Source organism: Oceanithermus profundus DSM 14977, assembly GCF_000183745.1.
In the GTDB taxonomy this organism is placed as follows: domain Bacteria; phylum Deinococcota; class Deinococci; order Deinococcales; family Marinithermaceae; genus Oceanithermus; species Oceanithermus profundus.
In genome coordinates, this window is sequence record NC_014761.1 from 91,645 (window position 1) to 114,283 (window position 22,639).

Genomic DNA, 22,639 nt, shown 5'->3' on the forward strand with positions numbered 1-22,639 from the left:
TATGAAACGTTGGTGGATCCTAGCCCTGTTCGCCCTGGCGCCGGTGCTGGCGCAGGTGAACGTGACGTTCTGGCACTCGATGGACGGCCCCGCCGGCGAGGCGATCGACCGCTTCGCCGAGCGCTTCAACGCCGCGCAGTCGGACTACCGGGTCGTTCCCCGTTACGTGGGCGACTACCGCGAGGCCGAGACCAAGCTGATCGCGGCGCTGCGCACCGGCAGCGCCCCGGTCCTCTACCAGGCCGAGATCGCCTTCTTCCCGCGCCTCGTGGCCGAGGGGACGGTGCGGCCGCTCGACGCCTTCACCGCCGGCCTGGACCCCGAGTTCGTGGCCGACTTCTACGCAGCCCCCTGGAACTACGGCGTGGTCGACGGGGTGCGCTACGGTCTGCCCTTCAACACCTCCACGCCGGTGCTCTTCTACAACGCCGACGCCCTGCGCACCCTGCGCCTGCCGGTGCCCGGCGACTGGAAGACCTTCGAGGACGACGCCCTCAAGCTGACCACCCGGCGCAGCAAGGGGTTCATCGCCATCCTCGACTCCTGGATCTTCGAGGCCATGGTCACGAGCCGCGGCGGCAGCCTGGTCACCGCGGACGGCCGGCCCAACTTCGCGAGCCCCGAGGCGGTGGACGCGCTCGCGATGCTGCGCCGCCTGGTCGACAAGAAGGCCGCGATCCCGCGCAACCTGGCCGAGTCGCAGTTCGCGCAGCTCGACTTCGTGCGCACCAAGGGGATGATGGTCTTCGCCTCGATCGCCAACTGGCCGGCGGCCGAGAAGTACTCCTTCGCCTTCGAGCTGGGGGTGGCCCCGGTGCCCCACGAGCCCGGCGGCAAGGTGCCCATGGGCGGCGCCGAGCTGGTGGTGCTGAAGAGCGCCTCCGACGAGGAAGCCGCGGGCGCCTTCGCCTTCTGGAAGTTCCTGATGCAGCCCGAGAACCTCGTCGAGTGGATCCACGCCAGCTACTACGTGCCCCTGCGCCGGTCGGTGCTGCCGCTGCTCGAGGACTTCTACGCCGAGAACCCCTACCGCAAGGTGGCCTTCGAACAGATCGCGCGCGCGGTGCCGCGGCCGCGGGTGCCGCAGTTCGCGGTCTGGCGCGACTACCTGGACGAGGCGCTGGAGAAGGCGCTCAAGGGGCGCACGGACCCGCGGCAGGCGCTCGAAGAGGCCCAGAAGAAGGCTCTGGAGGTCCGGTGAGGCTCGGGTTTTCGGCGGTCACCGCCGGCCTGGTGGACCCGCGCGAGGCCTTCGCGCTCGCCGCGGAGCTGGGGCTCGACCTTGAGCTGAGCGTGGACCTGCAGGAGATGTTCCCGCAGCTGCCGGGCGCGCGCGAGCTGCGCGAGATGGGTCGGGCCGCGGGGGTGGGCTTCACCGTCCACCTCCCCTTCGTGGACCTGAACCTGGCCTCTGTGGTGGAGGCGGCGTGGGCGACCAGCCTGGAGCGGATGCAGCGGGCGCTCGAGTTCGCCGAGACCGTCGGGGCGCAGGTGGGGGTGCTGCACACGGGGCAGATCCCGCTGCGCCACCCGGTCCTGATCGAGGCGGCGAAGGAGCGGCTCGCCCGGGCGCTCGAGCGCCTGGGCCCGCCCCCGGTGCCCGTGGCCGTGGAGAACCTGGCCCTCGACCGCCACGACCTGCTCGAGGAGCCCGCCGAGCTCGTCCGCCTCGTCGAGGGTGCGGGGGAGGGCTTCGGCTACACCCTCGACCTGCCCCACGCCTACGTGCAGGGGGGCGAGGCGCAGATCCGCGCCTACCTGGAGGCCATGCAGGCCTCGCGGGCGCCGCTGCTGCACCTGCACCTGCACGACAACCTGGGCGACCGCGACGCCCACCTGCCGGTGGGGGCGGGGAGCCTGCCCTACCCGGCGTTCAAGGAGGCGCTCGCGGGGTTCGCGGGCACGGCGGCGCTGGAGGTCACCGGAGGCGTTGAGGGCGTGAAAAACAGCCTGCGGGCGCTGCACGCGGCCTGGGACATTTGACCTAAGCCTGCGCCGATAGGGTGGCCCCTGAACGTGGGCCCCTCCCGCGCCTTGCTGGGCTACAATAGCAAGGACGCGGGTGCCGCGTTGTAGGCGGCGAAAAAAACCACGGTTCACGAGGAGGCGAGGAGACGTATGAATCAGAACATCGAGCGGATCGAGGTCTTCCTGGACGAGTCCAAAGAGCCCCTACAGGTGCTCACCAGCCCTCCGTTCAAGGTCACCCTGGACACCCGCCAGATCCCCGACGGACCCCACACCCTCAGGGTCGTGACCACCTTTAAAGGCGGTCAGGTCGAGGAAGAAGTCATCGACTTCGAGGTCGACAACCTGCCCAGCCCCTTCATCGACGGCCTCGACGACGGCCAGCAGGTGCGCGGCCCCGTCGAGTTCGAGGTCGTCACCGGCGACTACGCGGCGCCGAAGACCGGCGGCGGTCTTTCGATCGTCGGCGCGGTGCTGAGCGCCGTGCTGGTGCTGGGGCTCGTCTGGTTCTACTTTGCCTTCGCGCCCAGCGCCAAGGAGATCGTGAAGGAAACCGGAGCCGCCCCGGTGGAGGAGGCCGCGGCCGCCCCTGCAGGCGCGGGCGACGCGGCTGCGGGCAAGGCGGTCTACGCCGCCCAGTGCGCGAGCTGCCACGGCGCCAACGCCGAGGGCGGGTTCGGGCCGGCGCTCGCGGGCGCGCCGATCGTCGAGAACGCCGACCAGTTCGCGAGCATCGTCAAGAACGGCCTCGGCGCCATGCCCCCCTTCGCCCAGCTTTCGGATCAGGAGATCGCCGACCTGCGCGCCTACCTGGGTTCGCTGGGCGGCGGCGCGGCCGAGGCGCCCAAGGAGGAGGCCGCTCCCGCCCCGGCCGCCGCGGCCGCGGTGGACCCGGCGGTGATGAGCGAGGGCGAGAACCTCTACCTGGCCAGCTGTGCGGGCTGCCACCAGCCGAACGGCGCGGGCGTCGCCACCTTCCCGGCCCTGGCCGGCAACAAGAACCTGGCCGACAAGGACCTGGTCATCGACCGCATCCTCAACGGCAAGGTGCCCATGCCGGGCTTCGCCGGGCAGTACGACGACCAGCAGATCGCGGCGATCGCGACCTACATCCGCAACAGCTGGGGCAACGACTTCGGTCCGGTCTCGCCGGACGAGGTCGCCGCCAAGCGATAGGGAGGGGAAATGTACCGCAACGACACGGTTCTACCGTTCTTCGGCATCCTGTTCGGGGTGGCCCTGTGGTACATGGCCTACCTGGACGGGTTGCACATCGCCCGTTTGGCCGGCCACCAGCCTGAAGAGCTCTCGGTCGGTCAGCTGGGCCTGATCACCTTCGGGATCGTCTTCTTCCTCTGGGGGGCGATCGGGTACGTCTCCGCCTGGCTCGAGGGCGGCGAGCTGCGTCCCGGACGCGAGGAGGCGGAAGGGGGCGCGGCCCCGATGGTCGTCGTCTTCGTGCTGGCGCTCCTGCTCGTGGGGCTTTCGGGCCTCTTCGTGAACGCGGTCCTCTACGGGCTGACCGAGGGCCCGGTCAAGTCGTCGTTCATGGGGCAGCTGGCTGCGGCGATCCTGCTGGTGATGACGCTGCTGCTCGTGGTCTACAAGAAGTTCTTCGTCGACGACGAGGTGCTGGTCGAAGACGAACACTCGGAGGTGCCCTGGTAATGAGCAAGAAAACCGACACCACCCGTCGTGCCATCGTGGGCGCCACCGTCGGGGTGGGCCTGGGTCTGGGCGCGATCTCCATGCTGGTGCCCATCGGGGCGCTCAAGCCCAAGAAGGAAGTGACGCCCGAGACCGAACCACCCAAGAAGGGCGACGTCTTCGTCTTCGCCGAGGGGGACAAGAAGGGCGAGGAGATCACCTTTGACGACCTGCCCAAGGGCGGCCCCTTCGTGCTGGCCTTCCCCAAGGACCCCAAGACCGGCGTGATCAAGAACGGCGAGCGCAACAACATGGTGCTGCTCATCCGCCTCGACCCGGCCGAACTCAGCCCCGAGACGGCCGAGTACGCGGCCGACGGCACCGTCGCCTACTCGGCCATCTGCACCCACCTGGGCTGCACCGTGAGCGACTGGGTGGCCGACAAGGGCGACCTGCTCTGCCCCTGCCACAAGGGCATCTACGATCCGCGCCAGGGGGCCAAGGTCGTCGGCGGTCCGCCGCCGCGGCCGCTGCCCGCGCTGCCGATCCAGACGGAGGGCAACAAGCCCGTCTGCGCCGGCGGATTCACCAGCCCGGTCGGCGTGGTGGCCGGCCTCGAGCCCCAAGGGGGAAGCTGCGCCGTCTAGGAGGGGATCATGTACCGTTGGTTGGATGAACGACTCAGCTTGTCCCGATTGAACAAGAAGTTCCTGCGCAAGGCGTTCCCGGTGCACCACTCCTTCTTCCTGGGCGAGATCACCATGTTCGCCTTCATCACCCTGGTGCTCACCGGCATCTTCCTCACCTTCAACTACGAGCCCTCGAGCCGGCTGATCAAGTACATGGGCCGCGAGCTGCCCGCCGCCTACGCCTCGATCCTCTACATCGACTCGCTGCCCTTCGGGGCCGTGCTGCGCAGTGTGCACCACTGGTCGGCGAACGTGATGATCGCGGCGGCCTTCCTGCACATGCTGCGCATCCTCGTCTCGGGCGCCTACAAGAAGCCGCGCGAGATCAACTGGCTGCTCGGCCTCGCCCTCCTGGGCCTGAGCGTCGTCACCGCCTTCACCGGCTACTCTCTCCCCTTCGACGCCTTCAGCGTGACCGCGACCCAGATTGGCTACGGCATCGGCGCCTCGATGCCCTACATCGGCGAGTGGATCTCCCAGCTGATCTTCGGCGGCGAGTACCCGACGCTGCACTCGATTCCGCGCGTCTACTCGCTGCACGTGCTCTGGTTCCCGCTCCTGCTCATGGCCCTGATCGGCGCGCACATGCTGATCATGATCAAGCAGAAGCACACCCAGCCGGCCTACGCCGAGAAGGTGGCCCCGGGCAAGATCCTGGGCGTGCCCATGATGCCCCAGCAGGGTTTCATGATGGGCGTCCTCTTCCTGCTCTACCTGGCCGTCGTCTTCTTCATCGCCGGCACCTACATCGCCCACCCGGTCGAGGCCTTCGGCCCGCCCACGGCCTCCACGCCGGCGGTGAAGCCCGACTGGTACTTCCTCTGGATCTACGGCATCCTGCAGATCATCCCGGGCGACCTCAAGATCCCGCTGCCCTTCGGCGCCGCCATCAACTCCGAGTTCATCGGGGGCGTGCTGGTGCCCGGCCTGCTGGGCATCGCGGCGGTGCTGCTGCCCTTCCTGGACACCCGCAAGACCAAACAGCGCTACATGGAGCTGCCCACCCGCCACCCGGTGCGCACCAGCGTGACCTTCGCGCTGATCGCGTTCATGCTGACCACCTCGCTGGCGGGCTGGAAGCAGGAGTTCGGCTTCTCCAACCTGCAGCTGTGGACGATCATCATCGTGGGCACCCTAGCCACCTACCTGACCAGCTACCTGATCATCGTCTCCTACTGGGGCAAGGCCCCCAAGGGCGAAGCCGGCGAGCTGGAAGAGGCCTGATCCGCCTTTCGTGAACCGGGGCCGGGCGCAAGCCCGGCCCTTTCGCGTGGGGCGCGGTCAGCGAAGTGCGGGCACATCCTGCTTCGTATCGCCCGGCCCTGCGAAAACGGGGTTCGTGCCGGAAGAGAAGCCCGAAGTTTCAGTGCCGCCGACGGGCCCGTCACCTTTCCCGGGCCACGAGCCGCGCGCCACGGCACCGGAATCTGGTTCAGGGCAGGCCCCGGCTCGCGTAGGCTTTGCCGGCGTGACCGGGGAAGCGACTGATGCACCTTCCTGCAACTCACAAGCGCTTCCCCGGGTGAGCGAGTTTATTCAGGGCTGAGGCCGGGGTCCATGCCGTGCGAGAAGCCAAGGTCGGGTAGTCGTTGGGGGCCCGTCCGGGTCTGCGTCTGTTTTCCCCGCCCCCTGCTTCGTCGCCCCGGGCAAGCGCCCGAAGGGCGCGCGACCCGGGGTCTCGTAGGTGCCTTAGCAAACCCGTGGCCCGGGACGAGCCTGTAAGGCGGGTGAGCACTGGTGGCCCGCGCCGGGCTCGATCCGGGACTTGTCCTACGACCTTGACCAGGTCGTCGCATCCTGGCGATCCCGCAACACCGCGGGCGGGCACGCCGGCCCGCCCCTACAACCCGCACTCCTGGGTGGGCGCGTGGGTCGGAGCCTGAGGTGCGCCGCAAACCAGGCACGGGTGCGCCGACCGGCCCCCACGGTCAATCGGGCAGTGCGCTCCGGGGCTGCCCCTACGCTCCGCTTTCTTCTTCCAGCTTCGCCAGCAGTTCGGCGATCACGTCGAAGCCGCCCTGCCAGAACGCCGCGGCGGTGACGTCGAAGCCCTCGCGCGCCAGCAGCTCCGCCGGAGCGACGCTGCCGCCGGCCTCGAGAATGCGGAACAGCCGCGGCTTGAAGGCCTCGCCCTCCTCCCGGTAGCGCTTGTAGAGCGCCAGCACCAGGAGCTGGCCGAAGGCGTAGGCGTAGACGTAGAAGGGCGTGCCGTAGATGTGGGGGATGCTGATCCACTCCCAGTCGAACTCGTCCGACAGCTCCACGGCATCGGCGAACTGTTCTTCCAGGTTCGCGCGGTAGGCGGCCTTCAGCTCGTCGGCCGTCGCCCCCTCGGGGATCCGCCGGTGCGCCTCGATCTCGAAGAGGGCGAAGTAGGCCTGGCGCAGGATGGTGGCGTAGTTGCCGTCCATCTGGTCGAAGAGGACCTGGCGCCGCACCTCGGCGTCGGACTCGGTGGCCAGGAGGTGGTCCACCAGCAGCATCTCGGCGAAGGTCGAGGCCGTCTCGGCCAGGGGCATGGGGGCGTGGAAGGTGAAGACCGGGTGCTCGCCGGCGAGCATGCCGTGCACGGCGTGCCCCAGCTCGTGGGCCATGGTGCTCACGTCGTCGGGGCGGCCCTGGTAGTTGAGCAGCACCCAGGGCACCGTGCCCGGCGCGGGCGTCCAGCAGAAGGCGCCCCCGGCCTTGCCCTCGCGCACCTCGGCGTCGACGTGGCGGCGCTCGAAGACGCGCGCGGCCAGCTCGGCGAAGCGGGGGTCGAAGGCGGCGAAGGCCTCGTCCACCATCCGGCGCGCCTCGGCGTAGCCGTAGCGCTTCTCGGCCTTGGTGACCGGGGCGTAGACGTCGTAGCGGCGCAGCCGCTCCATCCCCAGCACCCGCGCCTTGAGGCGGAAGTAGCGCTGGAAGAGGGGGGCGTTCCGGCGGCTGACCTCGAGCAGCGTCTCCACCACCGCGTCGGGCAGGTCGTTGATCTTGTTGCGCACGGCGATGGCGCTTTTGAAGCCGCGCACCTCCAAGTACTCGTTCTTCCAGTCGCTGACGATGTTCTGGTAGATCTGCGCCAGCACCGGGGCGTCCTCCGCGTAGACCCGGTAGAGCTCGCGGTAGGCGGCGGCGCGCACCTCAGGCCGGGGGTCGCGGGCGTAGACCATCAGCTCGCCGCGGGTCAGGGTCTTGGTCTCGCCGTCGACCTCGAGGGTGAACTTGTAGCGACTGGTGATGGTGTCGTAGAGGGTGTCGAGGGCGCTGCGGCCGGTGGCGTTCTTAAGGTTGACGATCTTTTCCTCGCCCTCGCTGAGGGTGTAGGGCTTCCAGGCCCGCATCTGCTCGAGCCAGTAGCGGTAGCGCTCCCCGGCGGCCTGGACGAGGCGGTCGGCCTCTTCGTCGGGCAGGTCCTTGAACCAGAGCTCGAAGAAGAGCGTCTGGTTCTCGATCTCCGCCGACTTCTGGCGCATCTGCGCGAGCAGCGCCTGGGCCTCGGGGTTTTGGGTGTCCTCGTAGAACCACAGCCCCGCGGCGGCGTAGGCGCGGTGCATCAGGTCGGCCAGCTCCTCAACCTGGCGCACGATCTCGAGAAAGCGCTCCGGGGGCAGGCCGGGCTTCAGCTCGTCGCGCACGGCCTGCAGCGCCGCGGCTTTTTGGTCGAGCTCTTCGAGCGCCCGCTTGAACCCGGGCGACTGCGGTCCGCCAAACAGGTCTTCGAGGGTCCAGCGTTCGGGGGTGAGGGTGGCGTCCATGGAACCCACCATAACCCGCCCGCCTTAGGGGAGTGTGACCGGGGTTTCGGGGCGGAGAAAGCACGTCCAGGACGGACAAAATGCATAACCTTGCTGCATAGCGCATACCATGGTATATTGATACTTAGGAGGCCCGGTGAACGGGCTCTTTTTTATGGTCCCCGCCGTATAATCGGGGCTATGTACGAGCCGGTGATCGGGCTGGAAGTCCACCTCCACCTCAAGACCAAGACCAAGATGTTCTGCTCGTGCAGCGCCGACTACTTCGGCGCCGCGCCCAACACCCACGTCTGCCCGGTCTGCCTGGGGTTGCCGGGGGTGCTGCCGGTGCCCAATGCCCAGGCCGTCGACTACGGCATCATGTTTGCCCTGGCGCTCGGCTGCGAGGTGCCCGAGTGGACCCAGTTCCACCGCAAGCACTACTTCTACCCCGACATGCCCAAGAACTACCAGATCAGCCAGTACGACCGGCCCATCGGCGCCCGCGGCGTCCTCGAGGTGGCCGGCGAGCGCATCGGCATCACCCGGGTTCACCTGGAAGAAGACGCCGGCAAGAGCCTGCACCCTGCCGGCGAGGCCCACACCCTGCTCGACTTCAACCGCGCCGGCAGCCCGCTGATCGAGCTGGTGACCGAGCCCGACATCAAGAGCCCGGAGCAGGCGCGGCTCTTTTTGAACCACCTGCGGGCCATCGCCCAGACCCTGGGCATCTCCGACGCCAACCCCGAAGAGGGCAAGATGCGGGCCGACGTGAACGTGAGCGTGCGCCGGCCGGGCGAGCCGCTGGGCACCAAGGTGGAGATCAAGAACCTCAACTCGTTCAGGAGCGTGCAGAAGGCGCTCGAGTACGAGATCGAGCGGCAAACGAAGATCTTGAAGAAGGGCGGCCAGATCGAGCAGGCCACCCTGGGGTGGGACGAGAACGCCGGCCGCACCTACCTGATGCGCACCAAGGAGGGCGAGGCCGACTACCGCTACATGCCCGAGCCCGACATTCCCATGCTGCACGTTACAAAAGAGTGGCTCGAGCGCGTGCGCGCGGCCATGCCCGAGCTGCCGGCCGAGAAGATGCGGCGCTACCGGGAGGCCGGCGTGAAGGCCTACGACGCCGAGATCCTGGCCTACGACCGCGAGCTCTCGGGCCTCTTCGACGCGGCGCTCGCGGCCGGGGCCCCGGCCCAGGCGCTGGCCAACTGGCTCAACGCCGACGTGCGCGGGTTCTTGGCGGCCGGCGAGAAGACCGTGGCCGAGACCGGCCTCACCCCCGAGCACCTGGCGGCCCTCGTGAAGCTGGCGGACGAAGGCAAGATCACCAGCCGTGTGGCCAAGGAGTTGCTGCCGGAGGTGATGGAGGGGGCCGACCCGGCCCGATTGGTGAAGGAGCGGGGGCTCGAGGCGGTGAGCGACGAGGGAGCGCTGGCGAAGATCGTGGACGAGGTCATTGCGAACAACCCTGCCGTGGTCGAGCAGATCAAGGGCGGCAAGGCCAAGGCCATCAACGCCCTCCTGGGCCAGGTGATGAAGGCCACCCGCGGCACCGCCCGCCCCGACTTGGTGCGCAAGCTGCTGGCGGAGAAGATCGGGGTGGAGGTTTAGCGCGCCTTGTGGCCCGCGGTTCGTGGTACGTGGCGCGTGGTACGTCGTAGGGGCGGACCAATGTGTCCGCCCGATCGGTTCGTGGTGTGTAGTAACAGCATGGTTTATGGCCCGTAGCCCGTGGCCTGAAGTAGCGCCGTTAACGGCAACGAAATCTCGGCTATTCGTACAGCACGGCCCCTGCTTTCGCGGGGGCAGGCGCTGAATCTGGTTCAGGACAAGCCCCCGGGTCTCGCTCGCTGCAGGGCTCGTTCGCCCGGGGAAACAAAAGCAGCTTGTGGTTGGCGGCTTGTAGCTTGCAACAAACCCATGAACGGTAATTAATTTTGACTTTTAGAGCCGCGGTATACTGACTCCAACCGAAAGGAGGCCGCCATGAAGCTGGGTTTCACCATCCTCTTCGCGCGCGATCTGGGGCCGCTAAAGGCGTTCTACAAGGACGCCGTGGGGTTCCGGGCGGGCGCCGAATACCCGGAGTGGGTGGAGTTCGACACCGGCCCCGCCAAGCTGGCCCTGCACCAAGCCGGGCCGGACGACCCGGAGACCCGGGGTGTGGGGCTCTTCTTCACCGTCGACAACGTAGACGCCCTGGTGCGGCGGCTGGCGGAGCGGGGGCTCGAGCCCCAGACCGCCCCCGTGGACCAGGACTTCGGCTTCCGCACGGTGGCCTACACCGACCCCCTCGGCAACCGCGTCGAGTTCGGCGAACCGCTGGCGCCGTAGCGGTGAGGCGCGTGCGGCTTGCGCTCCTGGGCCTGCTGCTGGCTGCGGCTGTGGCACCCGCCCAGAGCGCCACGACCCTGAACCGCATCGAGGCCGATCCGGCCGCCTACGCAGGCCGCGAGGTGGTGCTCGTCGGCTACGCCTGGAGCTGGTTCTCCCCCGAGGTTCCGCCGGTCTGCGAGGGCCTGCCCCTGCCGGCCGGCAACCGGATGCGCACCCGTTCCGACGGCAGCTTTTGCGACGGCACCCGCATCGCCTACCTGCCGCCGGGCGGCGTGCGGATCGGCGCGCCCGCCGGGGCCGTGCAGCTGGTGGCCCGGGTGCACGTGGGGCCCGAGGGCTGGTGGCTCGAGCCCCTGAGCCTGCGCTGACGCCCCCGGGAGGGTCCGACGGGCCCTACGGCGCTTCCACGGCGAGCACCCGTCCGCCAGGCAGGTCCACCAGCACGCTAAGCACCGTCTTGCCCCCGGCGGCGAAGTCCACCGCCCAGCGGCCCGCGTCCAGCGGTTCAGCGTAGGCCGTCCAGTCGTCGAAGGGCTCGAGCCGCTGCCCCACGGCCGCGTCGCCGTAGGCGACCCGGACGGCGCGGTCCCGGTCGTAGCGCCGCCGGCGTCGCCCGAAGCGACGGGCCGAAGGGTCTTGGCGGGCGGCGTGCGGTGTTCGGCCGGAAACATGCCCACCCCCGGGTCTTTGCTGTGCCCCCGGTGGCGTCGTCAACGCCATTATGGTGGCGGGATCGGGTTCAGGCGAAAAAGCGAGACGGGCAACTAAGAGACATTGGCCGGGCATGGTGACGGCAGCGTGGCTGTTCCAACATTGGTTTGGGTTTTTCACCGAGTGCCCGGCCCGGGCAAGCTGAGTGTTTCGTCTACGCGGGAGGGCAGAACCCGGCGTGGTTCACGTGAGAAACGAAGTAAGCGTGTATGTCGTAGTGGGGGATCTCGTAACCCTCGTGCCCCTCGGGTTCGAACTCTATATCTACATGATCCACGGCAGAACCTTTTGCCGGCATGAGAACGCCTGTCCAGGACTTGCCGGCTCTAAAGTCTTCCTGGGAGATCATGATCTCCACGAAGACCACTTCGTCCCCCACAACCCCATAGATGGGTCCGAAAGGAAGGCTTTCCGGATTGGCCCAGTGTTCTCCCATGCCGGGAACACAGGGAGTGAGCTGGATGGTGCCTTTGGGCAATCCAAGCTTTGCGGCCGTGGCCTTCATTTGCTCTGGAGCGGCCTTATTGGGCGAGTTGCCGCTTTGAGCTGCGAAGGCCAGCGCTACAAGGGTGAGCAATATCGCAAATAGTCTTCCCATTACTTGCCTCCTTAATTACTCGCTGAAAAAGCCTTTTTTGCTGCCAAAACCCACCATAGCGGATGGATTTAGTAGGAATAGTAGCGCAGGCTTCAGTTGTAATGCTGCAGTTAAGGGCACAACTTTTGCTGTATGTTTGCTTGCCGCAACCTCCCAACACCTTGTTTACTAGAGCCCGCACTCCGGTAGCCGTGAAGGCATAGCTCCAAGCGCGGGGGGTCCCCGTCTGCGCGGGTACAGGCTCCTGCGAACACACACAAGAACGTGCGGCTTGTGTTCGAGGAAAGGTTCAACCTTGCGTTTCGCATCATCGAAGGCCTGCCGGTGAGGGGGGCGGCCAAAGCGCAAGGGGCAAGCTTAAAACCCACCTACAAGCGGCCTTTGCGCTACCAAAAGGGAGGGGGAAGCTGGCCTCCAGGACAAACTAGGTCAAGTCGAAGCCCCGAGCGCACCCCTGATAAGGTCCGGGAGCGGGCATCCTGCTTCGCCGGCAACGCTGGGCCTCCATGCCAGCGCCCGTAGGGTTGGGTCTCCGGGAGCACGGCGGGAGCGTCTTAAGGCCGGGGGCTCAACCGACTCTTCGTTTTGGGGCCCAAGCCCCGCCCCAGCGCTTTGGGGTTGAGGCTCCCGGGTCCCCTGCGCTTGGACACCAAGAAGCTCGGCCGGTTTCGAAGGCCCAAGCACCGGGTGACGCGGGACCAGAAGGATCGGAATCGCTCGCCCGGCTGGTCGTACGTCTTTGTTGCGGTGCGCGATCACAGCCGGCTGGCTCGGGACCGTGCCGCGCTCTTCATCAGCCATTGCCTGGCCGCGGTGGGCGACGCCAACCGGATTCTGGCGCTGCGCGTCAGCCGTTTGGTCGAGGGCGGGACGCGCGCCAAGCTGTGGCGGTTGCAGGTGGAACGGTGCGGCCCATGACGAGCCGGCGGTTGTGGCCCCGGCGCATAAGCCGCGGCGACACCCGGATGGCCGCGCCATCGCCTTCCGCCGGTCCTGGTTAGCCGGAAAAGTTTTCGGGCGGGGCCGGGCGGGCGATGCCGTAGCCCTGGGCGTAGCGCACCCCGATCGAGGCCAGGTAGGCGAGGTGGCGCTCGTCCTCCACCCCTTCGGCCAGGACCTCGAGCCCCATGCCCGACATGGCGGGCACCAGGCCCTCGAGCAGCGCCCGGGCCTTGGCGTCGTCCTGCTCGAGGGCCCGCAGGATGAGGCCGCGGTCGAGCTTGATCAGGTGCAGGGGAAAGTCGTAGAGCAGGTTCAAACTGGCGTAGCCCGTACCGAAGTCGTCGAGCGCCAGCGCGAAGCCCTCGGCCGCGAGCTCGCGGGCGTGGGCGTGGGCTTCGGGCTTGAGGACGCCGTGCTCGGTGACCTCGAACCCCACCCAGCGGGGGTCGGGCCGCTGCGGCACGCCCACGGCCAGCGTGGAGGGCAGCAGGTTGACGAAGACGGGCTTGCCCAGCCGGCGGGCCAGCGCCTCCGCCCGGTCGAGGACGTAGGCGTCGAGGGCGGGGCCGAGCCCCACGCGCTCCGCCAGCGCGATGAACCGCGCGGGCGGCTCCTTCCAGCGCAGGAGGACCTCGAAGTGAGCGTAGCTGCCGTCGCGCAGGTCGAGGATCGGCTGGACGACCAGGTCGAGGCCGCCGCCGGTCAGCGCCGACTTGAGCTCGATCTCCAGTTCCCGCTCGGCGCTGCGGGCGGCCTCCAGCTCGGCGTCGAAGAAGGCGAGGGCGCGCCCTTCCTCGCGGGCCCGGAGCAGCGCCAGGTCGGCCTTGTGCAGCAGCTCGGGCAGGCTGGTGCCGTCGCCGGGCGCCACCGCGACGCCCAGGGTGATCGAGGGCTGCAGCACCCGCCCCTCGACCTGGACCGGGGCGGCCATGGCCTCGAGGATTCGCCGGGTCGCCTTCTCGGCGCCGCCGGCGTCGCAGCCCCGGAGGACCGCGGCGAACTCGTCGCCCCCCAGGCGCAGCACCACGTCGCCGTCGAAGAGCGCCGCCTTGAGCCGCCGGGCCACCTCCTTGAGCAGGACGTCGCCCGCGGGGTGGCCGAGGGTGTCGTTGTAGGTCTTGAGCCGGTCCACGTCCACCATCAGCAGCGCCGCGGGCTCGCCGCGGTCGGCGCGGGCGATCAGCTTGGACCCCAGCTCCACGAAGAAGCGGCGGTTGGGGAGGCCGGTGAGGGCGTCGTGGTAGGCCAGGTAGGCCGCCTGGTCCTTCTGCTTCTTCCAGCCCAGGAAGAAGCCCAGCGCCCCCGCGAGCAGGTCCATGCGCTCGAGGTCGCGCTCGCTGAAGGCGTTCGTGCGGAAGGCGTCGAGGTTGAGGACGAGCTCCTCCTGCCCTTCCAGGGCGATGGGCACGTAGAGCACCTCGCGGATCTCGGCGGTGTTCGCGGCGGCGTAGAGCTTGGGGTGGCGGGCCTTGCTGCGCCGGTGCGCCTCGGCGGAGAGCCGGAAGATGCCCACCTTGTTCTTGGGGATGGGCCACTGCGCGTGGCTGGGCAGCCGCTGGTGCAGCAGGTCGGGCGGGTGGCCGCGGAGGGCGACGAAGAGCAGGTCGCCGCTTTCCTCGCGGATCATCAGGCTGCCGGCGTCGGCGCCGGGCACCTGTTCGAGCGCGAAGTCGAGGACCAGCTTGTAGGGGTCCTCGGCCTCGACGACGTGCTGCATCAACCGCAACAGCGCGTGGCGGAAGGCGGCCTCCTTCTCCAGGTCGGTGACGTCGACGAAGACGGCGACGACCCCCGCGGGTTCCTGGCCCAGTCCGCGGACCGGCTGGGGGTGGACGCGAAAGCTCCGCCCCTGCCACTGGAAGTGCAGCGGAGGCACCTCGCCGCCCCGACGCAGCTGCTCGAGCCGCTTCAGGAAGCCCTCGGGTCCCTGGGGGTGGAGGAGCGGGACCGGGCGCCCGCGGTGTTCGTCCTTGAGCTCGAACACCCGGGCGGCGGCGCGGTTGAACCGCAGCAGCCGGCCGGCGAGGTCCACCATGATCACCGGCTGCGGCAGGGCGTCGAGGACCGCGGTCAGCTCGGCCTTGGTGCGCTCCTCCGCGCCGGTGTCGCGGCCGAAGGCGACGTAGTACTCCTTGCCGCGGGCCCGCACCGGCGCGATCAGACGGTCGGAGGGGTAGAGTTCGCCGGTCTTGCGACGGTTGACGAAGGTGGCGCGGAAGGTGCGCCCCGCCTTGAGCGCCTGCCAGAGGCTGCGATAGAACGACGGGCTGTGGCGGTTCGATTTGAGGATCCGGGGGTTGCGGCCCAGGACCTCCTCGAGGGCGTAGCCGGTCTCGGCGACGAAGGTGCGGTTCGCGAACTCGATGCGGCCCTCGGTGTCCGTGATCAGGATGGACTCGGGGATCTGCTCGATGACGGCCCGGAAGAGCTCGAGCCGCTCTCCGGTCTCGAGGCGGACCTTGACCTCGCCCAGCAGCTGGGCGACCCGCTCGAGCATCTCCAGCTCTTCGCCCTCGAAGGCGTCGGCCTCGCCGGCGTAGACCGAGAGGACCCCGACGGGCCGCCCCTCCACCGCGAACGGGAAGGCGGCGTTGGCCCGCAGGCCGTAGCGTTCGGCCGTGGGGCGCCAGGGGGCGAAGGTGGGGTCCTCCAGGGCGTTCTGCAGGACGACGGGCCGCCCTTCCTTCAGCGCGCGGCCGCCCGGACCGCGGCCGGTGGGCGCGTCGTCGAGGGTGACCTTGATGCTGCGCGCGTACTCCAGGGCGTCGCCGGCCCCGGCCACGAAGTCGAGGGCCGCGCCGCGGCCGCGCGTCCACACCGCCGCCAGCGGGTACCCGCCGGCGTCCACCAGGGTCTCCGTCAGGGAACGGGCGAAGCCGGACCAGCTCTCCGCCCCCAGCGCGGCCTCGAGCGCCCGCAGCAGCACCCGGCGCGCCCGGTCGGCGCGGCGGTGCGCCCGGGCCGTCTGCTCGTGCCGCACCACCAGCCCCACGAGCCGGGCCGTTTCCTCGAGGAAGCCGCGGGTCGCCGCGCCCAGCTCCTCCCCGGGGGCGAGGCAGAGGTGGAGCACGCCCACGGGCGCGTTGCCGGCGGGGATGGGGAAGGTGGCGTGCCCCTGCCGCGCCCCGCTCTCGGGGTCGGGGCCGCAGGCGCAGGAACCGGGCCCGGCGGCGTCGCAGCGGGCGCGCTCCTCGGGCTCGAGCCCGTAGGCGGCCGCCAGCCGCAGCCGTCCCCCCTCCTGCAAGAAGACGGCCGCCCGCGGGGCCAGCCCCGGCCAGGGGTTGCGGCAGAGCTGGGCCAGCGCCCTTGCCAGCCGTTCTTCAAGGGGAAGCGGTTCGAGGAGGGTGCCGATGAGCCGGCGCTGTACTTCAAACGTTCGCACTTACGCGTCAAATATAACACCAACGCAAGCGGGCCAACGGCGAAAACGCACACGGAAAAAGTGCCGCTGGGAGCGTTCTCTATCGCATGCCGGAATATATATTGATAACATCGTAAGTTGCGTTGCCGGGGGATACCCGGATGCGCGCGGCCTCAGCCGGGGTGGTGGTTGCGGCGGGCCTTCTCCCGGTAGAGGCGTTCGTCGGCGGCGCGGAAGGCGGCCTCGAACTCGTCGGTGGTGGCGTCGATCCAGCCCACCGAGACCTCGGGGAAGTGTTCGCGGACGCGCTCGAAGAGGGCGTCCGGGTCCTTGAGGTCCAGGTGCAGCCCCGCGAACTCGTCGCCCCCGGTGCGGTAGACCCCGTCGCCGCGCCGGGTGGATTGGCGCAGCGCGTCGGCCAGGTCGCGCAGCGCCTGATCCCCCGCCTGGTGCCCGTGGCGGTCGTTGATGCCCTTCAGGTCGTCGAGGTCCCACAGCGTCAGCACGAGGCGCCGGCCGGTGCGCTGGGCCAGGCCCTGCATGCGGGCGAAGTCCTCCTCCATGGCGCGGCGGTTCCCCAGGCCGGTGAGGGCGTCGCGCAGCGCCTGGTAGTGCAGCCGTTCGTGGTAGGTTTCCAGCCGCCGCAGCAGCTCGTGGTAGCTCGCCCCCAGCAGCGCCGAAAGCAGCCAGGCCATCGCGAACAGCTCGGCGGGATCGGGCCAGCGGAAGTAGAGCAGCGCCATCGCCGCGGCCACCGCCAGCGCCGCCAGGGCGCCGGGCAGGCCTAGCGTCAGGGCGGCGACGTTGATGGGGAAGATCGCCAGCACCGCATAGGCCTCGCTCTTGAAGTCCGGGGGAATCAGCGTGGGGTTCTGGGCCACGTAGTAGGCGAAGAGGGGGAGGAGGCCGAGGGTGTGGACGAAGCGCCGCCAGAAGGGGCGGCGGGCCGGGAAGAAGTAGAGCCCCAGGCTCCAGACGGCGATCAGCGCGTCGATGAAGAAGTCGGTGAAGGTGCCGCGGGCGAGCTGCAGCAGGAAGGCCACGCCCAGCGCCGCGGCCACCGTGAGCCAGTAGGAAGCCTCCAGAAAACGTTCCAGAGGATTGGCGGACGCGTAGGGCGCTTTCGCGGACATGTTCGTTGCTATTGTACCTTGAAAAAATTTGTGGACGTGCATCAGCGATGCGCCGCGAGCGGCCGCGGCGCGAAATGGACCGCGCCCCGCGGGGGCGGCCGGTCACGGCCCCTGGAGCAGGGACCGGCCCTCCCAGTCGCCGGGGGCGGGGACGCCCAGGAGCGCGGTCAGCGTGGGGGCGACGTCGAGGATGCCCGCGGGCTCGGGAAGCCGCTCCGGAGCGCCGGGACCGTGGAGCACGAGGGGCACGGTCACGTCTTCGGGGCGGTCGCTGCCGTGGGTGCGGCCGTGGCCCCCGTGGTCGCTGGTCACGACGACCGCAGCGCCGTCGCCCGCGGCGTCGAGCACCCGCGCGATCAGCCCGTCGGCGCGGGCGACCGCCCCCAGGTAGCCCCGCGACATCCAGCCCTCCCGGTGGCCCACCAAGTCGGTTTCGCCGAAGTAGACGAAGGCGAAGTCGAGCCCGCCCAGGTGCCGCCGGGCCTCTTCGGCCACGCGCGCGTCGGGCGCGCTCAGGAAGACGGAGGTTTCCAGCTGCCCCGGCGGGGCCATGTCGCGCAATTCCTCCCAGTTGTAGAAGCTGCCGGCGCGCAGCCCCGCGGCGCGCAGCACCGTGAACAGGCTGGGGGTGGGGCGCACCGGCGGGCTCCAGGTGTTGGTGGTCACGCCGTGGCGGTCGGGGCCCACGCCGTAGAACAGCGAGGTGTGGGCCGGCAGGGTGGCGGAAGGAACCACCGTCCGGCCGTTCAGGGTGTGGGCGCCGCCGTTCATCAGCCGCCAGATCGTCGGGGTGCGCCGTGGGTCGAGGGCGTCGGGGCGCAGGCCGTCGACCACGAAGAGCAACGCCGGGCGGGGGCGCATGGGCCTCAGTATAGGGCCACCAGCACCAGGCCCGCCGTCACCGCGGCCAGGCCCAGCAGCTTGGGGCCGTGGGGGCGCTCGCCCAGCAACGCCATCCCCAGCGCCGCGCCCAGCAGGATGCTCAGCTGCCGGAAGGCGGCCACGTAACCGACGTTGCTCACGAAGGCCATCGCGGCCAGCACCAGGGCGTAGGCACCGGTGATCACCAACCCCGTCAGGCCGGCCGCCAGGGCCCCGCGACCGCCCAGCGCCCGCAGCCGCCGCCGCTCGGCCGGCCAGGCGAGCAACGCCAGCGCCATCCAGAGGCCGGTGCTGTAGGTCTGCAGCACCACGTAGAAGGCGGTGACCCGCAAAGGGCCGAGGCCGGGGAGTTCGCCGCGCAGGAAGCGCTGGGCGGCGTCGTCGATCAGGGTGTAGCCGGTCGTGCCCGCGGCGGCGACGAGCGCCAGCCACAGCGCCGGGCCGGCGTAGTCGCGCGGCCGGGGGACGGCGAAGCGCTCGAGCGGGAGCAGCAAGCAGCCCAGCGCCACCAGGGCGATGCCCGCGAGGGCCGGCGGCGCGATGGGCGCCCCCTGGCCCAGCAGCAGGCTGAGCGCGGTCACCCCCAGCACCGGCAGGGCGCGCAGCACCGGATAGACGACGGACAGCTCTCCGTGGCGGTAGGCCCCGGCGAGGCCGGTGAAGTAGACGGTCTGGAAGAGGCCGGTCGCCGCCACCAACCCCCACACCGCGGCCGGCACCGCCGGCAGCAGGGTGCGGTCGAGAGCGGCCAGCGGCGCCAGCGCGGCCATCGAGGCCAGCACCGAGACGGCGAAGAAGGCCAGGCTGGGCCGGGTCTTGCTGAAGAAGTTCCAGCCGGCGTGGGCCACGACCGAAAGGGTGATGAGGACCAGCGCGGTGGGCGTCATGAAGCCTTTCGCGCCGAGCCTACCACGCCCCGGACGGGTTGCCGGGAGGGCGCGGTATTCTGGAATCCTGGTGACGCCGCAACCCGCCGAACCCCCGGGAGCGCGCGCGACCGTCGCGCGCGTGTTGCGCGCCCTTAGCTGGCTTTGGGGTGTGAGCCCGTGGGGTGTGAGCCTGCTGGCGCTGCTGCTGGTGCTCCAGGGGACGCTGCCGGTGGCGGCCATCGCCATCAGCCGGCGGGTGGTGGACGGGTTGGTGGAGGGCGGCCCCGACCCGCTCCTCTGGGTCGGCGCCTGGGCGGGGGTGCAGCTTTTGGGCGGGCTGCTCGGCCCCTTCGACCGCATGCTGCGCGGCGAGCTGGCCGACCGCTTCACCGCCGCCGTCAACCTGCGCCTCATCAAGAAATCCGGTGAGCTCGCGGGCCTGGGCGTCCTCGAGGACCCGGCCTACCACGACGACCTCGAGGTCCTGCGCCAGGGCGCGCGCAGCTACCCGCTCAACCTGATCGTCAACCTGGTCTTCCTCACCCGCGACGCGGTCACGCTGGGGGCGCTGGCGCTGCTGCTCGGGGCCTACGCGCCGTGGATGCCGCTCGTGCTGCTGGCGGCGGCGCTGCCGCTGGCGCGCTCGCTGGTGGCCCAGCGCGAGGCCAGCTACCGCGCGGTGGTCGGCGCGAGCCCCGACGCTCGGGCGATGAACTACCACGGGCGGGTGGCCCTGGGGCTCGAGCACGCCGCCGAGGTGCGGTTATGGAACCTCACGGACTGGCTGGCGGACCGCTACCGCCGGCGCTTCGGGCGCGTCTTCGCGCGCATGCAGCGGGTGCGCCGCGAGGCGCTCTGGCGTTCGCTGGCCCCGCTCGCGCTCTTCTACCTGGCCGCCGGGCTCTCGCTCGGATGGACGGTGCAGGCGGCGGCCGCCGGCGCGCTCAGCGTGGGCGTGGTGGTGCTGGTGCTCCAGGGCATCGCCCGCCTGCAGGCCAGCGCCCAGGGGGCGGTCGAGTCGCTGGGCTACCTCTTCGAGCGCTCGCTCTTCTTCGGCCACCTCTTCCGCTTCCTCGAGGCCGCGCCGCGGGTGCGGCCGCCCGCCCGCCCCCGGCCCGTGCCCGAGCGGCCGGAGATCGCCTTCGAAGACGTCGGCTTCGTCTACCCGGGCGGCCGGCGGGCGCTCGAGGGCGTGAGCTTTCGCGTCCCCTACGGCCAGACCGTGGCCCTGGTGGGCGAGAACGGCGCCGGCAAGACCACGCTGATCAAGCTGCTGTTGCGCTTCTACGACCCCAGCGAGGGCCGGATCCTGGTCGGCGGTGTGGACCTGCGCGAGCTCGACCTGGCGGCGTGGCGCCGGGAGGTGGGTGCGGTCTTTCAGCGCTTCGGCCGCTACGCCTTCACTTTGGGCGAGAACGTGGGCCTGGCGGACCTGGCGCGGCTGGACGACGCGGAGGCGCTAGAAGCGGCGCTGCGGAATGCAGGGCTCGGGGAGGTGCTGGGCCGGCTGCCCCAGGGTCTGGATACGCCGCTAGGCCGCGCCTTCGGCGGCCGCGAGCTTTCGGGCGGCGAGTGGCAGCGGCTGGCCATCGCCCGGGCGCTCTTTCGCGAGGCGGAGGTGCTGGTCCTCGACGAGCCCACCGCCGCCCTCGACGCCCGCGCCGAGCACCGCATCTTTTCGGACTTCGTCCGTCTGGCCCGCGGCCGCACGGCGCTGCTCGTCACCCACCGCCTGGCCTCGGTGCGCGAGGCCGACCGGATCCTGGTGCTCAAGGCCGGCCGCCTGGTCGAAGACGGGACGCACGACGAGCTGCTGGCCAAGAGCGGCGAGTACGCCGAGCTGTGGCGGTTGCAGGCGGAGCGCTACAAAGACGCCGGCGTCGGGTGAAGCAAGTGCGCCGCGAGAATCGCGCTGCGGCCGTTTTTCGCGGGCAGAGGCGACCGAGCGATGCCCGGGCCCGCGTTTGAAAGGACAACACCGGCCCCGCGGGGCCGGTGTTGTCGGTAAAGCGTTGAAGTCTATTTGGCGTAGTCCACCGCCCGGGTCTCCCGCACCACGGTCACCTGCACCTGACCCGGGTAGTCCATGTCGCGCTCGATGCGCTGGGCGATCTCGCGGGCCAGCAGGGTGGCCTTGGCGTCGTTCACCTTGCCGGGCTTGACCAGCACCCGCACCTCGCGGCCGGCCTGGACGGCGAAGGCCTGCTCCACGCCGGGGAAGCTGGTGGCGATCTGCTCGAGCTGCTCCAGCCGCTTGATGTAGTCCTCCATGCTTTCGCGGCGGGCGCCCGGGCGGGCGGCGCTGATGGCGTCGGCGGCGGCCACCAGCACGGCGTAGGTGGTCTCGGCGTTCTCGGGGTCGTGGTGGTGGGCGATGGCGTCGAGCACCTCGGGCGGCTCGCCGAAGCGCTTGGCCAGGGCGATGCCGATGTCCACGTGGGTGCCCTCGATCTCGCGGTCCACGCTCTTGCCGATGTCATGCATCAGGCCGGCGCGGCGGGCCAGGTTGACGTCGAGGCCCAGCTCGGCGGCCAGGATGCCCGAGAGGTGGGCCACCTGGATCGAGTGCTTAAGCACGTTCTGGCCGTAGCTGCTGCGGAAGTGCAGCCGGCCGAGGAGCTGGACCAGGCCGGGTTTGAGCCCCACCACGCCGGCCTCGAGTGCCGCCTCCTCGCCGCGCTCGTAGAGGTAGTGCTTCATCTCCTCCTTGGCCTTCTCCACCACCTCCTCGATGCGGCTGGGGTGGATGCGGCCGTCGGTGACCAGCTGCTCGAGCGCCATCTTGGCGATCTCGCGGCGCACCGGGTTGAAGGAGCTGAGGATGACCGCCTCGGGGGTGTCGTCGATGATCAGGTCGACGCCGGTCAGCGACTCGAAGGTGCGGATGTTGCGCCCCTCGCGGCCGATGATGCGGCCCTTCATGGCGTCGGAGGGGATGGGCACCACGCTCACCGCCAGCTGCGCGGCCGTCTCCGAGGCCTGGCGCTGGACCGCCTGGGCGATCAGGTGGGCGGCCTGCTTCTTGGCCTCCATGCGGGCCCGCTCCATCGCCGCCTTGACGTGGATGGCCTTCTCCTCCTCCAGCTCCTCGTCGAGCCGGGCCAGCAGCTGCCGGCGCGCCTCCTCGCGGGTGAGGCCGGCGATCTCCTCGAGCTTGAGCTCGATCTCGCGCTCGCGCCGGTCCAGCGCCTCGGCGCGCTGCACCAGCTGCCGTTCCTCGGCGTTCAGCTTCTCCTCCAGCTCGTCCAGCCGCGCCGCGCGGGCGTCCAGCTGCTCGCCGCGGCGGGCCAGGCGCTCGTCCTGGCGCTTCAGCTCCTCGCGCTCGCGGCGGATGGCCTCGAGGTCGCGCTCGATGCGCTCGCGGTCGCGCGCCAGGTCGGCCTCGAGGCGCTGGCGTTCCTCGGCCAGGCGCTCCTTCATCTCGGCCTCGAGCTTGGCGCGCAGGCGGTCGGCCTCGGCCTCGGCGCGTTCGCGCAGCTGCCGCGCCTCGGCGCGGGCCTCTTCCAGCTCGCGGCGGGCCTGCTCGCTGAGGCGGGCGGCCTCTTCGCGGGCGCTCTGGCGCAGTTGCTCGACCTCGCGCTGGGTCTCCTCGACGAGGCGGCGGCGCTCGGCCTCGAGCCGGCTGCGCTCCTCCTCGGCGGTCTGGCGCAGTTTCTCGATCTCTTCGATCAGCGGCGCGCCCCCGGCGCCGCCGCCGCTGCGGCGGCCGATCAGCAGGGCGGCGCCGCCGGCGAGGAGGGCGGTGAGGACAACGATGACGATGGTTTCCATGGCGGCCCT

Annotated in this window: 19 protein-coding genes; 11 read left to right on the forward strand and 8 right to left on the reverse strand. The window is 70.1% G+C overall.

Annotation, left to right across the window (positions count from 1 at the left end; translation table 11 throughout):
- The first annotated feature begins 1 nt into the window (after position 1).
- From OCEPR_RS00450 to OCEPR_RS00480, 6 genes are all read left to right on the forward strand, one after another.
- Positions 2-1,201, forward strand: a complete 1,200-nt coding sequence (locus OCEPR_RS00450; RefSeq protein WP_013456733.1) for an ABC transporter substrate-binding protein — start codon at positions 2-4, stop codon at positions 1,199-1,201.
- Positions 1,198-1,983 (forward strand): sugar phosphate isomerase/epimerase family protein, encoded by a 786-nt coding sequence (locus tag OCEPR_RS00455; RefSeq protein WP_013456734.1) that lies wholly within the window; start codon positions 1,198-1,200, stop codon positions 1,981-1,983. The genes OCEPR_RS00450 and OCEPR_RS00455 overlap by 4 nt, the downstream gene beginning before the upstream one ends.
- Positions 1,984-2,118: 135 nt before the next feature.
- A complete protein-coding gene (locus OCEPR_RS00460; RefSeq protein WP_013456735.1) occupies positions 2,119-3,144 on the forward strand; it encodes a c-type cytochrome in 1,026 nt (341 codons plus the stop codon).
- Positions 3,145-3,153: 9 nt separating this feature from the next.
- Entirely contained in the window at positions 3,154-3,636 is a 483-nt protein-coding gene (locus OCEPR_RS00470; RefSeq protein WP_013456736.1) for a DUF7318 family protein, read from the forward strand.
- The gene (locus OCEPR_RS00475; protein ID WP_013456737.1) at positions 3,636-4,262 is read left to right on the forward strand and encodes a QcrA and Rieske domain-containing protein; all 627 of its coding nucleotides are present in this window, start codon (positions 3,636-3,638) and stop codon (positions 4,260-4,262) included. Before OCEPR_RS00470 ends, OCEPR_RS00475 begins: the two co-directional genes overlap by 1 nt.
- A 9-nt stretch (positions 4,263-4,271) precedes the next feature.
- Positions 4,272-5,528 carry a cytochrome b gene (locus OCEPR_RS00480; RefSeq protein ID WP_013456738.1) on the forward strand — a complete coding sequence of 419 codons (1,257 nt, stop codon included), beginning with the start codon at positions 4,272-4,274 and terminating at the stop codon, positions 5,526-5,528.
- Between the two features lie 734 nt (positions 5,529-6,262).
- Here the strand turns inward: OCEPR_RS00480 and OCEPR_RS00485 are convergent.
- Complete coding sequence (locus tag OCEPR_RS00485; RefSeq protein WP_041553848.1) at positions 6,263-8,041, reverse strand: M3 family oligoendopeptidase; 1,779 nt, start codon at positions 8,039-8,041, stop codon at positions 6,263-6,265.
- A gap of 180 nt (positions 8,042-8,221) precedes the next feature.
- Between OCEPR_RS00485 and gatB the strand changes: the two genes are divergently transcribed.
- The 3 genes from gatB (at position 8,222) to OCEPR_RS00500 (ending at position 10,731) form a co-directional block, all read left to right on the forward strand.
- Positions 8,222-9,637, forward strand: coding sequence for an Asp-tRNA(Asn)/Glu-tRNA(Gln) amidotransferase subunit GatB (gatB, locus tag OCEPR_RS00490; protein WP_013456740.1), 1,416 nt, complete (start codon positions 8,222-8,224; stop codon positions 9,635-9,637).
- Between the two features lie 375 nt (positions 9,638-10,012).
- On the forward strand, positions 10,013-10,360 hold the full coding sequence (locus tag OCEPR_RS00495) for a VOC family protein (protein WP_013456741.1): 348 nt from the start codon (positions 10,013-10,015) through the stop codon (positions 10,358-10,360).
- 11 nt (positions 10,361-10,371) lie between these two features.
- Positions 10,372-10,731 carry a hypothetical protein gene (locus OCEPR_RS00500; protein WP_013456742.1) on the forward strand — a complete coding sequence of 120 codons (360 nt, stop codon included), beginning with the start codon at positions 10,372-10,374 and terminating at the stop codon, positions 10,729-10,731.
- 25 nt (positions 10,732-10,756) lie between these two features.
- On the opposite strand, the gene OCEPR_RS12955 is transcribed toward OCEPR_RS00500, so the two are convergent.
- A complete protein-coding gene (locus OCEPR_RS12955; RefSeq protein WP_013456743.1) occupies positions 10,757-10,915 on the reverse strand; it encodes a hypothetical protein in 159 nt (52 codons plus the stop codon).
- Positions 10,916-11,228: 313 nt separating this feature from the next.
- Positions 11,229-11,672 carry a DUF5602 domain-containing protein gene (locus OCEPR_RS00505; RefSeq protein WP_013456744.1) on the reverse strand — a complete coding sequence of 148 codons (444 nt, stop codon included), beginning with the start codon at positions 11,670-11,672 and terminating at the stop codon, positions 11,229-11,231.
- A 642-nt stretch (positions 11,673-12,314) separates the two neighbouring features.
- On the opposite strand from OCEPR_RS00505, the gene OCEPR_RS12110 reads away from it, so the two are divergent.
- Positions 12,315-12,590, forward strand: coding sequence for an ABC transporter ATP-binding protein/permease (locus tag OCEPR_RS12110; RefSeq protein WP_049773449.1), 276 nt, complete (start codon positions 12,315-12,317; stop codon positions 12,588-12,590).
- Positions 12,591-12,669: 79 nt separating this feature from the next.
- Here OCEPR_RS12110 and OCEPR_RS12115 read toward each other — a convergent pair whose 3' ends face one another.
- From OCEPR_RS12115 to OCEPR_RS00530, 4 genes are all read right to left on the reverse strand, one after another.
- On the reverse strand, positions 12,670-15,996 hold the full coding sequence (locus OCEPR_RS12115) for a bifunctional diguanylate cyclase/phosphodiesterase (RefSeq protein ID WP_013456745.1): 3,327 nt from the start codon (positions 15,994-15,996) through the stop codon (positions 12,670-12,672).
- A gap of 152 nt (positions 15,997-16,148) precedes the next feature.
- Positions 16,149-17,108 (reverse strand): GGDEF domain-containing protein, encoded by a 960-nt coding sequence (locus OCEPR_RS12120; RefSeq protein ID WP_013456746.1) that lies wholly within the window; start codon positions 17,106-17,108, stop codon positions 16,149-16,151.
- A 102-nt stretch (positions 17,109-17,210) separates the two neighbouring features.
- The gene (locus OCEPR_RS00525) at positions 17,211-17,969 is read right to left on the reverse strand and encodes an alkaline phosphatase family protein (protein ID WP_013456747.1); all 759 of its coding nucleotides are present in this window, start codon (positions 17,967-17,969) and stop codon (positions 17,211-17,213) included.
- Positions 17,970-17,974: 5 nt separating this feature from the next.
- Positions 17,975-18,877, reverse strand: a complete 903-nt coding sequence (locus OCEPR_RS00530; protein WP_013456748.1) for an EamA family transporter — start codon at positions 18,875-18,877, stop codon at positions 17,975-17,977.
- Between the two features lie 151 nt (positions 18,878-19,028).
- On the opposite strand from OCEPR_RS00530, the gene OCEPR_RS00535 reads away from it, so the two are divergent.
- On the forward strand, positions 19,029-20,747 hold the full coding sequence (locus tag OCEPR_RS00535; RefSeq protein ID WP_148229242.1) for an ABC transporter ATP-binding protein: 1,719 nt from the start codon (positions 19,029-19,031) through the stop codon (positions 20,745-20,747).
- A 131-nt stretch (positions 20,748-20,878) separates the two neighbouring features.
- On the opposite strand, the gene rny is transcribed toward OCEPR_RS00535, so the two are convergent.
- Positions 20,879-22,630 (reverse strand): ribonuclease Y, encoded by a 1,752-nt coding sequence (gene rny / locus OCEPR_RS00540; RefSeq protein WP_013456750.1) that lies wholly within the window; start codon positions 22,628-22,630, stop codon positions 20,879-20,881.
- Positions 22,631-22,639: the final 9 nt, after the last annotated feature.

Excerpts from the sequence above, each read along its gene's own strand:
- OCEPR_RS00485 (WP_041553848.1), bottom strand. The coding sequence starts at position 8,041 with ATGGACGCCACCCTCACCCCCGAACGCTGGACCCTCGAAGACCTGTTT.
- OCEPR_RS12120 (WP_013456746.1), bottom strand. The coding sequence starts at position 17,108 with ATGTCCGCGAAAGCGCCCTACGCGTCCGCCAATCCTCTGGAACGTTTT.
- OCEPR_RS00505 (WP_013456744.1), bottom strand. The coding sequence starts at position 11,672 with ATGGGAAGACTATTTGCGATATTGCTCACCCTTGTAGCGCTGGCCTTC.
- rny (WP_013456750.1), bottom strand. The coding sequence starts at position 22,630 with ATGGAAACCATCGTCATCGTTGTCCTCACCGCCCTCCTCGCCGGCGGC.
- OCEPR_RS00475 (WP_013456737.1), top strand. The coding sequence starts at position 3,636 with ATGAGCAAGAAAACCGACACCACCCGTCGTGCCATCGTGGGCGCCACC.
- OCEPR_RS00450 (WP_013456733.1), top strand. The coding sequence starts at position 2 with ATGAAACGTTGGTGGATCCTAGCCCTGTTCGCCCTGGCGCCGGTGCTG.
- OCEPR_RS00525 (WP_013456747.1), bottom strand. The coding sequence starts at position 17,969 with ATGCGCCCCCGCCCGGCGTTGCTCTTCGTGGTCGACGGCCTGCGCCCC.
- OCEPR_RS00495 (WP_013456741.1), top strand. The coding sequence starts at position 10,013 with ATGAAGCTGGGTTTCACCATCCTCTTCGCGCGCGATCTGGGGCCGCTA.
- OCEPR_RS00530 (WP_013456748.1), bottom strand. The coding sequence starts at position 18,877 with ATGACGCCCACCGCGCTGGTCCTCATCACCCTTTCGGTCGTGGCCCAC.
- OCEPR_RS00470 (WP_013456736.1), top strand. The coding sequence starts at position 3,154 with ATGTACCGCAACGACACGGTTCTACCGTTCTTCGGCATCCTGTTCGGG.
- OCEPR_RS00460 (WP_013456735.1), top strand. The coding sequence starts at position 2,119 with ATGAATCAGAACATCGAGCGGATCGAGGTCTTCCTGGACGAGTCCAAA.
- gatB (WP_013456740.1), top strand. The coding sequence starts at position 8,222 with ATGTACGAGCCGGTGATCGGGCTGGAAGTCCACCTCCACCTCAAGACC.
- OCEPR_RS00480 (WP_013456738.1), top strand. The coding sequence starts at position 4,272 with ATGTACCGTTGGTTGGATGAACGACTCAGCTTGTCCCGATTGAACAAG.